Origin of the sequence: Sorangium sp. So ce296 (assembly GCF_051529605.1) — a bacterium.
In the GTDB taxonomy this organism is placed as follows: domain Bacteria; phylum Myxococcota_A; class Polyangia; order Polyangiales; family Polyangiaceae; genus Sorangium; species Sorangium cellulosum_D.
On record NZ_CP150325.1, the window covers coordinates 11,273,974 to 11,288,136 of the forward strand.

A 14,163-nucleotide genomic window follows, 5' to 3' on the forward strand; every position below is an offset into this window, starting at 1 on the left:
GGGAGCCGGCATCGCGGTGGACATGGATCTCAATCCCGTCCGAGCAAGGGAACCTTGGGGCGCGTCGAGGTGCCCTTTCGCTCGCTCGGGGCCGGCCTCGGCGGCGCCTTCGGGGGAGCGCTCGCCGGCCTGCGCGCGGCCGGGCCCGCGCTGGCGCTCGGCGCGGACGCCGCGGCGTCGGGCTGCGCCGCCGAGGGGTCGGCCGCCGCGGCCGAGGGCCCGGCCGACGCCGCGGGGTCGGCCGCCGCGGCCGAGGGCTCCGTCGACGCCGAGGGCCCGGCGGTCGGCGCCGCGCTCGGCGCCAGGGTGACGGCGGCGCCCGACGCGCCGGCGTCCTGCGCGGCGGCCTCCGGCGACGCGGCGACGTCCGGCTCGGCCCCGGTGCGCATCAGGAGCCAGCTCCCCGCGACGACCAGCACGCCGAGCCCGAGGACGGCCGCCGCCGCGACGAACGGCGCCCGGCCGGGCTTCGCAGGCGCGATCGGCCCTGCGGGGACGGAGGTCATCGAGGTCTCCATCATGGTCGCCGCGAGCGGCACGCCCGGCGCGCGGGCCGGGTGCTCCGGACCGAGCGGGGCGACGCTCGTCATCGCGGGCGTCATCAGCACGGGCGCGGTCATCCCGGGCGCCGGCATCCCGGGCGCGGTCGTCCCCGGCGCGGTCATCCCGGGCGACGGCGTGGCGAGCGCCGGCATCCCGGGCGCGGTCGTCCCGGGCGCCGGCGTGGCGAGCGCCGGCGTGGGGGCGCTCGCCAGGGACCAGGACGGAGCGCTCGGGTGGGGCACGGGTCCGCTGCTGGCCGCGGCCAAGCCGAGCACCTCGGAGAGCGCCTGCGCCGCCTCGCTCGCGGTGCGGAACCGCGCCGCCGGATCGACGGCCGCGACCTTGGCGAACCACGCGTCGAAGCCCGGCGGCAGCACCACCCGATGCGCCATCGCGCGCTGCACCGGCGGCTCCTTCGGCCCGTGGACGACCACCAGCGCGAACGCGATCACGTCGCCGGCGCTGAGCGCCTCCGGGCTCCAGTACGGCGTCCCCACGAGCAGCGTGTACGCGATCAACCCGAGCGCGTAGATGTCGACGGCGCTCGTGAGCTTCGTGTCGACGCGGAACTGCTCGGGCGCCATGTAGATCGGCGTCCCGAGGCTCCGCGTGAGGCCGGCCGCGGTGCCGCCCTCGGCGAGCAGCTTCGCCACGCCGAAATCGAGGATCTTCATGCGGGGCGTCCCGTCGTCCCGGTGGGTCACGAACAGGTTCTCGGGCTTCAGATCCCGGTGGATGATGGCCGCGGCGTGGGTCCGGTCGAGGGCCGACGCCGTCTGCTGGAGGTACGTCGCGACCTCGCCGGGCGGCAGCCGACCGAGGCGCTTGAGGCGCTGGCCGAGCTCCTCGCCGCGGAGCAGCTCCATCACCAGGAACGGCATCCCCGTCGCGTCGTCGATGCCCGCGTCGAAGACGTCGACGATGTACTCGCTCTCGATGTCCGCCGTGATCTGCGCCTCGCGCTTGAAGCGGCTGCGCATCTCCTCGCTCTGGAAGAGGTACGCGTGCATCACCTTCAGCGCCCGGCGGCGGTTGGTCTCGAGGTGCACCGCCTCGTAGACGGACCCCATCGCGCCGACGGCGAGGAGGCGCACCACGCGATAGCGGTGCGCAAAGACCGTTCCGTCCGCGAGCGTGGCCGACACGGCGGGAGGGTCGCGCGCGGCGGCGGTCGCGTCAAGGATTCAGGGAGCGGCGCAGGGCGCAGCGCGCGCGCCGCGCAGCCCGGCGCTCGCGATGGCGGAGCGGGCCCATCACGGCGCGCGCGCGCACCGAAACCCGGTGCCCGCGAACTCCCCGCCGGGGCTGCGCTCCTCGAAGGCCGAGGTGAGCAACGTCTCCTCCTCGCTGCGCCAGCCCCCGCCCCAGATCATGTGGTTCGCGTCCGGGGTGAGGACGGTGCAGTCCTCGCACTCGAGCGGGATCTCCTCCGCGAACGAATCCAGCACCCACTCCCACACGTTTCCGCCCAGGTCCGCATGCCCCCACCGCCCGTCCCCGCGCGGCGACCTCGACCCGCCCGGCTGGAGGTCCGCGATCTCGCACGACCCGTCGAGGCCGCAGCCGTACACCGCGTAGCTCTCGTCGGGCGCCGCGGCGCTGTCCGCGGTCGACCAGGGGTACTGCCGCTGCTCGTCCCCGCCGGCCGCCGCGTAGCGCCGCTCCGCCGCCGTGGGCAGTCGGCCGCCGTCCCAGGCGCAGAACGCGAACGCCACGAACCAGCTCACGCAGGTCACCGGCAGGAGCTCGCGGTCGCCGACCTCGTCGGTCCACGAGTAATAAGGATCTTCGCAGTGCGTCCACGCCATCAACGCGTCTCGGTCGACTGGCATCTTGTCGTCCCATTCGGCGCGCCACCCGCTGTCCGGGATCTTCGGGTGCGCTCCCGCGCCCACGACCGGCCACGCCGCCGGGTACTCCGAGACGAACGCCCGGAACCTCCCCACCGTGACCTCGAATCGATCCAGCCGGAAGTCGCTCACCGCCGCCAGGCGTGGCTCGGCGTCGCCGCGATCGAACGTGCCTCCGGGCACCACCAGGCTCGCGCAGCAGCTCTCGTCCCCGCGCGGCCCGCAGATCGCGTCCATGTCGGCGCAGCTCCTCGGGACGCTGCCGCCGCCGCCCGCGGTCCCGCCGCCTCCTCCTCCGTCCGCGAGGTGGTACGGCTCGTCCACGCCCACGATCGCCGTGCAGCCTTCCATCGCGAGGCATGACGCCGTCCACATCGCCACCGCCGACCTGCTCATCTCCATCTTCTCTCTCCCTGCGGCAATCGCGCCGTCGGCACCGCTGGGCCCGCGTGGCGTGAGCGGCTGACCCCGGCGGCCGGGTGTTGGACCTTACCGCACCTCCGCGCGCGGCGAGGCGAGGCGCGCCGGCCCCGAACGGCGTGGCGGAGGTCCGACGGCTGCTGGTAAGCTCCGGCGCAGGCTCGATCTCCACGTGGTCCGGAGCGGCGAGCGGGCGTGAGGCAGGAGGAGCATGGGGGAGCGGAGGAGCGCACGCGCGACGCGCTCGTCTCGCCCCTGTGACTGCGGATTGCGGGCAAGGCGGGGATGCACATCACACAGTCGACTGCGCGCGGACACGAAGCCCTCGCCGAACGGCGGGCCGAGCCCATGGACGTGAACGGACCGGAGGGCGCTCGATCGGAGACCCTCCTGATCGTCGACGACGCGCCCGCCAACCTGGCTGTCATCCTCGCTCACCTGGAGGACCAGGGCTTCGAGATCGCGATCGCCCAGGATGGCGAGGAGGCCCTGGAGCGGGCGGAGCTGTTGCGGCCCGATCTGATCCTGCTCGACGTCGTGCTGGTGCCCGGGATCGACGGCTTCGAGACGTGCCGGCGCCTGAAGGCGTCCGCGAGCACCCGGGAGATCCCGGTGATCTTCATGACCGCCCTGGCGGACACCGCCGACAAGGTCGCGGGGTTCGAGGCCGGCGGGGTCGATTACGTCACCAAGCCGTTCCAACTCGATGAGGTCGTCGCGCGCGTCAGGACGCACCTGGCCATGCACGCGATGCGCCGGAAGATCGCGGCGCAGAACGCGCAATTGCAGCGGGAGATCGCCATGCGCGAGCAGTTCGAGTCCGCCCTGCGGCTCGCCCACGGCGCCCTGGAGCAGCGCGTCGCCGAGCGCACGGTCGAGCTCGCTGCGGCGAACGCCACGCTCCGGGAGGAGAGCGCCGAGCGCAAGCGGGCCCTCGCGGCCCTGGGCGAGAGTCAGCACCTCCTCCGGGCCGTCATCGACAACTCGACGGCCGTCATCTACGTCAAGGACGCGGCGGGGCGATACGTGCTCATCAATCGCCACTTCGAGAGGCTCTTTCATGTGACCGAGGCGTCGGTCCTCGGCAGGACCGATGACGAGCTGTTCCCGCCCGCGCAGGCCAGCGCGTTCCGCGCCCACGACCGGCGGGTGCTCGACGCCCGGACGCCGCTCCAGGCCGAGGAGCTCGTGATGCAGGACGACGGCCTGCACACCTACATCTCCATCAAGTGCCCGCTGCGCGACGCGGCCGACGAGCCGTGGGCCGTCTGCGGCATCTCGACCGACATCACCGAGCGCAAGCGGGCGGAGGAGGAGCGAGAGGCGCTCCTCGCCCGCGAGCAGGCCGCGCGCGAGAAGGCCGAGGCCGCCGACCGCCTGAAGGACGAGTTCCTCGCCACGCTCAGCCACGAGCTGCGCACGCCGCTCACCTCCATCGTCGGCTGGGCGCAGCTGCTCTGCACGGGCACGCTGGACGCGGGCACGATGCGGCGCGCCTTCGAGTCCATCGAGCGCAACAGCCTGGCCGAGCTGCAGATCGTCGAGGATCTGCTCGACGTCTCCGCCATCGTGAGCGGCAAGATGACCCTGAAGGCGCAGCCGGTCTGCCTGGCCTCGGTCCTCCGCGCCGCGCTCGACGCGCTGACGCTGGCCGCCGACGCCAAGGGCGTCAGCGTCTCCCTGTCGCTGAATCCGGAGGTCGGCGAGGTCTGGGGAGACGGCGGTCGCCTGCAGCAGGTCGTCTGGAACCTGCTCGGCAACGCCGTCAAGTTCACGCCGCCTGGCGGGCGCGTCGCCGTGTCGCTGGACAAGGTCGGCGCCACGGCTCAGATCCGCGTCAGCGACACGGGCGAGGGGATCAGCGCGGAGTTTTTGCCCCTCGTCTTCGAGCGTTTTCGCCAGGCCGACAGCTCGATCCAGCGCCGGCGCGGCGGGCTCGGCCTCGGCCTCTCCATCGTGCGGCACCTCGTCGAGCTGCACGGCGGCGCGGTCCGCGCCGAGAGCGGCGGTCCGGGCCAGGGCGCGACGTTCACCGTCGAGCTGCCGCTCCTGCCGTCGGTCGAGGCGCCCGCTGCCCCGCGCGCCGCGCTCGCGCCCCGGGGCAGCGGCGCGGCCCCCCCGCCGGTCCTCGCCGGGCTGCGCGTCCTCGTGATCGACGACGCGCCGGACATGCGGGAGCTGATGGCGCACCTCCTCTCGGGGGCGGGCGCCGAGGTCCGCGTCGCCGGGTTGGCGCTGGAGGGCTTCGAGCTCGTCGAGCCGTGGCGGCCGGACGTCATCGTGAGCGACATCGGCCTGCCCGGCGAGGACGGCCACGCGCTGATCCGCCGCGTCCGGGCGCTGCCGGCCGAGCGCGGCGGCGCGACGCCCGCGATCGCGCTCACCGCGTATGCCGGCCAGAGCGCGCGCGATCGGACGCTCTCCGCGGGATACCAGATGCACATCCCCAAGCCGGTCGATCCCGCCGCGCTCGTCGAGGTGATCGCCCGTCTGGCCCACCCCGGTGGGCCCGATCTCTCCCGCACGTAGCGCGTGACCTCGGCGCCGAGGCATCGCCGACCGGATCAGCGCATGGGCTCGCGAGGTGAGCGCGTGTCCTCCGATGAGCCCCAATGGGCGAGCCTGGCGCAGATCGCGGGGTGTCAAGAGCGTCGGGACCACCCATACCCTCGAGCTGAACCTGGGGCGTTTCCGGTGGGAGTGCGACCGGGGGATGCTGTTCACCCACGGTCTCCCGTCGGTGCTCTTCTGGCTCAACCCGTCGCTCTATCGCATGCTGGAGCCGCTCGTCCACGAGGTCGGCGTCCCGCTCTTCCGCCTCATGGTGGCTCAGCACTCGAGCCTGGGCACGGCCGAGGACTACGACACGATGGTCACCGCGCTGGGCAAGACCTTCGAGGAGGGGTTCCTCGCCTGGGGGAGCGCGGTGGGCATGGGCGGGTGGGGCCGGTTCGAGCTCCCTGTGTTCGACAAGGAGTCTCGGCGCGCCGTGGTGGTCGTGCGGAATCCCTGGGAGCTCGAGATGCAGCGCGGCTCGACGGTGCGCTGGGGTTGCCCGTTCCTCCAGGGGAAGATCATCGGAATCCTCTCTCTCGCCCTCGGGGTCAACTGCTGGGCGGATGAGCTCCTGAGCGCGCCGGACGAGGCCGAGGCCTCCGTCGAGTTCCGCGTCTATCCTTCGGACAGGACGCTCGACGCGGAGATGACGCGGCTGCGCCTCGCGCACCACGAGGAGGCGAAGCGGAAGCTCGAGGAGCGGACGCTGGAGCTCCGGCAGAGCGAGGCGCAGCAGCGGGCGATCCTCGCCTCGCTCAGCGAGGTCGTCTTCACGCTCGACGAGGGGGGCCGGCTCACGAGCTATCATGTGCCGAAGGAGATGAGCGCCTTTCACCGAGAGCCTGCTGCGGGAGATCGTGAGCACGCAGGCGCGCGTGGCGATCCTCGATCTGACGGGCGTCGACGTCGTGGACTCGGCGATCGCCGATCACTTCCTGCGCATCGTGCGCGCGGTCGAGCTGCTGGGCACGACGTGCCTGATCTCGGGGATCCGGCCCGCGGTGGCGCAGACGATGACGCAGCTCGGGACCGGGATCGAGAAGGCGCGGACGTTCGGCACCATGCGGGCCGCGCTGATGTCCGTGACGCGCCGGCGGAGGGCCTGAGCGGAGCTCGGGAGGCGTCGTCGGGCGGCGGCGGGCCTCTTGCGCTCGTGACGCGCCGCATTCATCCGGTCCGCCCGCGCGCCGCGCGGCGACCGAGCGAGCGCCTCGTTCGTGCCGCCGAGCGCCGGCGGCGCGCCTGCCCTGTCCGCCGTGGCCGAGATGCGCCGCGAGCGAGCGGCCCGGACGGGATCGCGAAGCGCCCTGGCCGAGCCAGGGCTGGTTGCGTGAGGTCGGCGGGCGGATACCATCGCTCGCCGACGATGGCTGTTCTGACGCTCGAGCAAGCGGCGGTCCCGCTCCGGCAGGCGTACCGGGAAGGGCGCCTCATCCCTTTTCTCGGCGCAGGCTTCTCCGCCCCGCTCCAGCTGCCGATGTGGAGGGAGCTGATGGGGTGGATGGGCCAGGCGCTCGGCTTCGAGCCTGCGCTCTTCGAGCTGCACGGCCTGCCCCCTCAGCTCGCCGGCTTCTTCGCCCGGGAGTGCGACGGCGGCCTCGACAGCTTCATCGCCGAGATGCGCGCGCGCTTCCACGCGCGCGAGGTCAACGAGCGCCGCAGGAGCTCGTGCCAGCACAAGGCGCTGGCGCGCCGTCATTTCCGGACCATCTACACGACCAACTTCGAGCATCACATCGAGGAGGCGCTCCGCGACGCGGGCAAGGAGGCCGTGGCGCTCTCCACGTTCGACGACTTCGCGCGTTGCCCGGCCCAGGGGGCGTGCCATGTCATCAAGTTTCATGGCGACCTCAACTGGCCCGAGACCGTGGTGCTGACCGAGGCCCAGTATTTCGGCCGCCTCCGGCTCGAGGCCGCGCCCGATCAGCGCCTGCGGGCCGATCTGCTCAGCAACACCTTTCTCTTCCTCGGCTACAGCTTCAGCGACGTGGACATCCGTTACATCTGGTATCGCATGGAGCAGATGCGCCTCGAGGGCAGCTCGCCCGGGGCGAAGCGCGCGTTGAACCGCCGCGGCTACTGGGCGACCTTCGGCGCCGGGCTCGTCCAGCCCGCGCTGCTCGAGGACTGGCACATCGACGTGATCGAGCTCGACCCGAACGACAAGACGAAGAGCGTGGTGGACCTGCTCGATGCGCTGGATGGATGAGGCCGACGATCATGGTCTATTTCGTCTCCTCGAACGAGGACACGCTCGAGGACATGATCCACGCATGGAAGGACGGCCCGACGCCGCTCCGGGTCCTCAGGCTCGACGTGCCCGAGGTGCTCTCCTCGGATCTCGACGTCGTCGTGCGGGAGAAGGCGCTCGCCGCCTTCCGGCTGGCGCTCGTGCCGCTCTTCGTGGAGCACGGCGGGCTGTTCATCGAGCACCTGAACGGCTTTCCGGGGCCGCTCGTGAAGCCGTTCTGGGAGCGGCTGCAAGACCGGATATGCTCCATCATCCCCCCGGGCATGTCGCGCGCCGCGCGGGTCGTCCAGAAGGTGTGTTACTGCGACGGCCGGACGCTCCGCATCTACACGGGCAGCGTCCTCGGGGAGATCGCCTGTGAGCGGCGGGGCGACGGGGGGATCCACTGGGAGCCGATGTTCATCCCGGCCGGGCACGCGCGGACGCTCGGGCAGATGCACCGCGACGAGCGCCTCCGCTGCTCGGCGCGCACCGAGGCCCTGCGGGCGTTCCGGAGCGACATCGGCCTGTGATCGGCGCCGCGCGGCGCGGCCCGCGCACCCCGGGGCGACGCGCGCCGCCCGATGGCGCTTGACTTCCGGATCGCCCTGGAGTTCCTAACCGTCCACGACCGCGGCAAAGGGGCAAGCGCCTGGAGTCCGGCGTCCGCTCCCTGCGTCGGAGGTTGTCCTCATTACGCGGAGAAGATCCATGGAATTCAGGCTGCTGGGCGGGTCAGGGTTCAAGGTGCCCGTGCTGAGTCTAGGGACGGGCACGTTCGGCGGAGGCAACGAGTTCTTCCGGGGCTGGGGCGCGACCGACGTGGCCGAGGCGACCCGGCTGGTCGACGTCTCGCTCGAGGCCGGGATGAACATGTTCGATTCGGCCGATATCTACTCCAACGGGCTGGCGGAGGAGATCCTCGGCCAGGCGATCAAGGGCCGGCGCGATCGGGTCATCATCTCCACGAAGGCGACCTTTCGCTTCGGCCCGGGTCCGAACGACGTCGGCTCCTCGCGGCACCACCTGCTCCGGTCGGTCGAGGGCAGCTTGCGCCGGCTGCAGACGGATTACATCGACCTCTTTCAGCTGCACGGCTTCGACGCGCTCACGCCGGTCGAGGAGACGCTGGGCACGCTCGACGACCTCGTGCGGGCGGGGAAGATCCGGTACCTGGGCTGCTCGAACTTCTCCGGCTGGCACCTGATGAAGTCGCTCGCGGTGTCGGAGAAATACGGCCTCTCTCGTTACGTGGCGCATCAGGCGTACTATTCGCTCGTCGGGCGTGACTACGAGTGGGAGCTGATGCCGCTCGCGCTCGACCAGAAGGTCGGCGCGGTGGTCTGGAGCCCGCTCGGCTGGGGGCGCCTCACCGGCAAGATCAGGCGCGGACAGCCGTTGCCGGAGGTCAGCCGGCTCCGGAACAAGCTGGCTGCCGAGGGCGGGCCGCAGGTCGATGAGGAGTACCTCTATCGGGTGGTCGACGCGCTCGACGAGGTGGCGAAGGAGACGGGCAAGACCGTCCCGCAGGTCGCGATCAACTGGCTGCTCCAGCGGCCGAGCGTCGCCAACGTGATCATCGGCGCGCGCAACGAGGAGCAGCTTCGGCAGAACCTTGGGGCCGTCGGGTGGACCCTGACGCCGGCGCAGATCGCGAGGCTGGACGCCGCGAGCAAGACGCCGCTCGCGTACCCCTACTTCCACCAGACCGGGTTCGCCGAGCGAAACCCGTTCCCCGTCGCGGTCTGACCGTCTGCGCTGGCGGCCGGCGCGAAGGCGTGCACAATCCGCGGCCGTGCTCATCCTCAGCGACTTCGACGGAACCATCACCTGCGCCGACCTGACGAACGAAGTCTGGGACGCCCACCTCCGTTATGACTGGCGGAAGGAGCTGCTCACGCTGTCGGCCAGCGGCCAGATCACGCCGCTCGAGCTCCTCCGGCGCGGCTATGCCGATGTGGATCGCCCGGCGGACGAGCTCCTGGCCTTGCTCCGCCCCCACGCCGGGCTTCGTCCGGGCTTCGAGGAGCTGCTCGCGCTGTGCGCCCGCCGGGGGTGGGTGTTTCATGTGGTCAGCCACGGGCTGCCGTTCTACATCCGCGAGTTCCTGCCGCCGGGCACCGCGTTTTCTTGCTTCGATGCCGTCTTCGACGGCCGCTGGCGCGTGACCGTGCCAGAGGCGGTGCGGCTCGGCCCCGGCGACGATTTCAAGATCCGCGTCCTCGACCAGCTGAAGGCCGCGACCGGCGAGGCGGCCACCGTCTACATCGGCGACGGTCGGCTGGACTATCCCGCGGCGCGGTGCTGCGACCGTGTGTTCGCGGTGCGGGGCAGCGCCCTCGACGTGCTCTGCGCGCGCGACGGGGTGCCGTGCACGCCGTTCGACAGCTTCACCGAGGTCTGCGCGGCGCTCGACCTCGGCGACGAGCGCCCCGCGGGCGCCGCCCGAGCCGGAGAGCGAGCTCCCGGACGCGGCTGACGCGAGCTCTCCTCGGCCCTCGGGCGACGCCCTCGCCGGGGCTCGAAGGTCCTGATACGGAGGAGAGGGGGCACCGCTGCGCCGCGCCGGTCAGGCGTGCCAGACGGCGTTGCGGCAAAGCGACCTCCCGGGGTGACCTCACCGTCCGGCGACGGTTTCTTGCTCGAGCAGCGCCGCGGACGATCGATTGATCGGCGGCGGCCCGTGAGCCACGCATCGCGACACGAGCCGGGAACACCGCGGGAACACTGCGGGACGAGGCGGGACACTGCGGGACGAGGCGGGACAAGGCGGGACACTGCGGGAGCAGCGGCGGTGAACGGCCAGGGCGTCTGAATTGAGCTCAGGGCCCGTGCCGCATGGCGCGTATGCCGACTGGGTGCTAGGTTGCAGATTTTACGGGCTGTCCGTTCGCAACCCGCGCGCAATCCTCGCGCAAACACGCGCAAATCGCGCAAACCGTGCGCGCTTTGGCGACCCAGATCGTTTGAGACAGCGTCCATCAGCGACAGTGTACAGTGTGTTTGTATAAAGGGTGTGATCAACGAATAGCTTGACTTTCGAATCCCATTAGTTAGTTCCTATCCGCTTATCTCGTGCATGTGAAAGCAACGTAGGAGGCGCTCGTTCGTCTTGTCCGCTGCTTGTCAGTGATTGCTCTGCAACCCGTCTGATCGCCTGATCGTTCGGGGCAGCATTTTGTGCTGACAGCCGCTCGCCGCGCATCGCCATGCGAGGCGGCATGCGGCCCAGGGTGAGCGTGGCGCACGTGACCTGCAAACAGCGGTCCTTGCGAGGGGGCCAGCAGAAGGAGATCGGCATGATCAGGCGAATGACCGGCGTGGCATTCCTGCTCTCTGCTGCCGCGTGCAGCGTGGCCCAGGATGATCAGGGGTTGGCAGAGCAGACCGCGGCCAAGGAGACCGCGGTCGAGATCAGCGGCCTCGATGTGGCGTACATCCGCGTGGACGATCGCGGGATGTCCCACGTCACCGCATGGGACGAGAAGGCGGGTTACGGCGGCCTTTGCTATGCAATGGCGCGCGACCGGCTCTTCCAGATGGACGTGCTGCGCCGGAGCGCAGAGGGGCGCCTCGCGGAGATCTACGGACCCGGCGACGACGACGCCATCCTCGGCCAGGATCTCCTCGCCCGCGCGCAGAACCTGCGCGCGTTCGCGGCGGCGCGCTACGCAGCGGCGGCCTCGCGGACGAAGCGCGCGCTGCAGGGCTGCGCCGCTGGCGTGAACAAGTACATCTCCGAAGCCAAGGCGTCGAGCGGCGGCCTGCCGCTCGAGTTCCAGACCCTCGGTTACCAGCCGGATCCCTGGACGCCCGAGGACAGCGTCCTCGCCTATATTTACGTGGGTGTCACCTTCGACACCCTGACGTGGTTCACCAAGCTCGAGCGCGCGGCCGTCGCCTCGATCGCGGGGACGGAGGTCGCGACGACGCTGATCAAGGAGGCTCCGAACGAGGTGTCGATGTTCGACGCGCAGGGCAACCTGAACCCGATCTCGACGTTCCTCGTGCCGCCTGGCCCGACCACGCCGTCTGCCACCATCGTGAACCCGCCCCCGCCGACGTGCCTGGAGGGGGCGCGTCGGCTCACGGAGCAGCTCCGGCAGATGACGCCTGTGAGCGGGCGCGCGAGCAATGCGTGGGCGGTGGACGGGCACCTCACCTCGACCGGGAAGCCCCTCCTCGCGACCGATCCGCACTTCCCCCACGCGACCCCGTCCGCCGTCTACCTGGCCCAGCTCAAGGTGAACGGGCAGTACAACGTGGCAGGCTGGATGGTGCCCGGGTTCCCCGGGTTCATCAGCGGTCACACCGAGAGCATCGCCTGGGTGCCGACGTTCTCGCTCTTCGACAGCGTCGATATGTACGTGGAGACGCTCCGCCCGGCGAGCGGAGGAAAGCAGGAGGTGCTCATCAACGGCCAGTGGAAGCCGGTCACCAAGCGCGTGGAGACCATCCGTGTGAAGGGGCAGCCGGATGTGCAGCGGACGTTCCGCTCGACGCCGCACGGGCCGATCCTCAACGACGGTCTGGACGGGCTGGAGGCGTTCGGGACCCTCGCGCTCAAGTCGACCGCGGGCCAGCCCGAGTGGAAGGTCGACGGCTACTTCGAGATGCCGGCGGCGCAGAGCTTCCCGCAGTTCAAGGCGGCGGCGCTGAAGCAGAGCATCGGCTGGAACTTCATCTTCGCCGACTACGCGGGCACGCACGGCCACATCGGCTACCAGAACTCGGGGCTCGCGCCGCAGCGCCAGAGCCCGCTGAACGCGCTCTATCCGGTGCCGGGGACGGGCGGGCACGAGTGGACCGGGTATGCCACGAACGCCGAGCTGCCCTCGGTCTACGATCCGCCGTCGCATATCCTCGTGACGGCGAACAACCGGATGGTGCCGCGGAACTACGCGCCGCAGGGGCGGCCGGTGCACCTCGCGAACTACTGGGACATGCCGTGGCGCGCGCAGCGGATCATGACCCGTCTGACGACGGCGACGCAGCCGCTCACGCCGCAGGACATGGCGTCGATCCAGCTGGACACGCAGACCACGATCGGGTTGCCGCTGCGCGACAGCTACCTGGCTGCGCTCGGGCGCGTGGGGCTGCCCGCGGACGATCCGAGCGCCGTCGCGGCGGTGGAGGCCCTGCAGCAGTGGGACGGGAACGCGGCGGCGAGCAGCCGCGGCGCGGCCGTCTACGAGATGCTGACCTTGATCCTGCTGCGCAACACGGTGACGGACGTGATCGGCCCCGACGAATATGCGCTCTTCGCGCCCAACGTGTTCCTCACGAACCAGCTCAACGGCTTGATCGACGTGCTCGAGAACCCGCGCGCGCCGTATTTCGGCATCAGCGAGGGCGTGGATCCCGGGGTCGCGCGGGACGAGGCCGTGCGCCGGGCGCTGGGCGAGGCGGACGCGATGCTCCGCGGGGCGCTGGGGCCGGACGTGAGCGCGTGGACCTGGGGCGGGATCCACGAGCTGACCTACAACCACCCGCTTGCGGGCGAGGACGCGCGCTTCGATATCGGCACCTTCCCGGCGACCGGCGATGTGGAGACGGTGAACATCGGCGGCTGGTTCGCGAAGGTCGGGATCCTGGCGCTTCCGCCCGGCGAGTTCGAGGCCGCAGGCGGGGTGCGGGGCGCGCTCGACCAGGACTCGCTCAGCGCGACGCGGCTGGTCTGGAACCTCGCCCCGCTCGACGGCTCGCTCGGGGTGATGAGCACCGGTATCAGCGGGGATCCGCGGACGTGCCATTACGCGGATCATGCCGAGGCGTGGAGGTCGGGTCAGATCTTCCCGATGCCGTTCACGTCCGCAGCGATCCCTTGAGTGGACCGCCGCTGGCGGTCGACCCGACGGTGATTGGCCCATCCTGATAGCGACGCCCTACCTGCCGCCGGCCGATCTGCCGCCCAACCCGGGTCGGTGACCTCAACCTGGGTCGGTGACCTCAACCCGGGTCGGTGACCCCAACCTGGGTCGGTGACCTCAACCTGGGTCGGTGACCTCAACCTGGGTCGGTGACCTCAACCTGGGTCGGTGACCCCAACCCGGGTCGGTGACCCCAACCCGGGTCGGTGACCCCAACCCGGGTCGGTGACCCACGACCGACGGACCTCGGTCGTCCTACCGGCCACCGAACCCGGGTGAGGCCCCCGCCGATCAGGCCCCCGCCGGTCAGGGCGCCAGGCCCTGCTTGACGTGGCCCGCCGCCGTACCAGACGACGTAGCGATGGCGGCGATCAGCGACCGACCCACGGCACTCCAACGACCCACGCGGGTATCTGGCGTGATCCGCATAACAGTTTCTACGCTCCCGCCTTATCGCCATCAGGGAATCCAGGAGGCCCGCCACGCCGTCCTCCACCCGTCGGCTGCGCGCACGGGGTTCGTCGTGAGCTCCCTCTCCTGGCGCGAGCCGGATGCGCCATGCCGTTCCCGCTCCGCCTCGCCGCGCGGCGCGCCCGCTGGACAGGTCGAGCGCGCTGTGGTGGCGCCCCTCCGCCCTACATTCCCCGCCTCGCCGGCGCAGCGCGCCCCTCCGACCTCGCTTGCGCGACGACAC

At 71.2% G+C, this 14,163-nt stretch carries 8 protein-coding genes; 6 read left to right on the top strand and 2 right to left on the bottom strand.

Annotated features, from left to right (window positions below; translation table 11 throughout):
- Window positions 1-29: 29 nt before the first annotated feature.
- Both WME98_RS41690 and WME98_RS41695 read right to left on the bottom strand, forming a co-directional pair.
- On the bottom strand, window positions 30-1,688 hold the full coding sequence (locus WME98_RS41690) for a protein kinase domain-containing protein (RefSeq protein WP_437947223.1): 1,659 nt from the start codon (window positions 1,686-1,688) through the stop codon (window positions 30-32).
- A gap of 108 nt (window positions 1,689-1,796) precedes the next feature.
- Window positions 1,797-2,789 (bottom strand): formylglycine-generating enzyme family protein, encoded by a 993-nt coding sequence (locus WME98_RS41695; RefSeq protein ID WP_437947224.1) that lies wholly within the window; start codon window positions 2,787-2,789, stop codon window positions 1,797-1,799.
- Between the two features lie 372 nt (window positions 2,790-3,161).
- Here WME98_RS41695 and WME98_RS41700 point away from each other — a divergent pair, with 372 nt between their 5' ends.
- From WME98_RS41700 to WME98_RS41725, 6 genes are all read left to right on the top strand, one after another.
- Window positions 3,162-5,342 carry a response regulator gene (locus WME98_RS41700; RefSeq protein WP_437947225.1) on the top strand — a complete coding sequence of 727 codons (2,181 nt, stop codon included), beginning with the start codon at window positions 3,162-3,164 and terminating at the stop codon, window positions 5,340-5,342.
- 184 nt (window positions 5,343-5,526) lie between these two features.
- Window positions 5,527-7,578, top strand: a complete 2,052-nt coding sequence (locus tag WME98_RS41705) for an SIR2 family NAD-dependent protein deacylase (RefSeq protein WP_437947226.1) — start codon at window positions 5,527-5,529, stop codon at window positions 7,576-7,578.
- Window positions 7,575-8,132, top strand: coding sequence for a non-canonical purine NTP pyrophosphatase (locus WME98_RS41710; protein ID WP_437947227.1), 558 nt, complete (start codon window positions 7,575-7,577; stop codon window positions 8,130-8,132). The genes WME98_RS41705 and WME98_RS41710 overlap by 4 nt, the downstream gene beginning before the upstream one ends.
- A gap of 178 nt (window positions 8,133-8,310) precedes the next feature.
- Complete coding sequence (locus WME98_RS41715) at window positions 8,311-9,348, top strand: aldo/keto reductase (RefSeq protein WP_437947228.1); 1,038 nt, start codon at window positions 8,311-8,313, stop codon at window positions 9,346-9,348.
- 46 nt (window positions 9,349-9,394) lie between these two features.
- A complete protein-coding gene (locus WME98_RS41720) occupies window positions 9,395-10,078 on the top strand; it encodes an HAD-IB family phosphatase (protein ID WP_437338095.1) in 684 nt (227 codons plus the stop codon).
- 820 nt (window positions 10,079-10,898) lie between these two features.
- The gene (locus WME98_RS41725; RefSeq protein WP_437947229.1) at window positions 10,899-13,427 is read left to right on the top strand and encodes a penicillin acylase family protein; all 2,529 of its coding nucleotides are present in this window, start codon (window positions 10,899-10,901) and stop codon (window positions 13,425-13,427) included.
- Window positions 13,428-14,163: the final 736 nt, after the last annotated feature.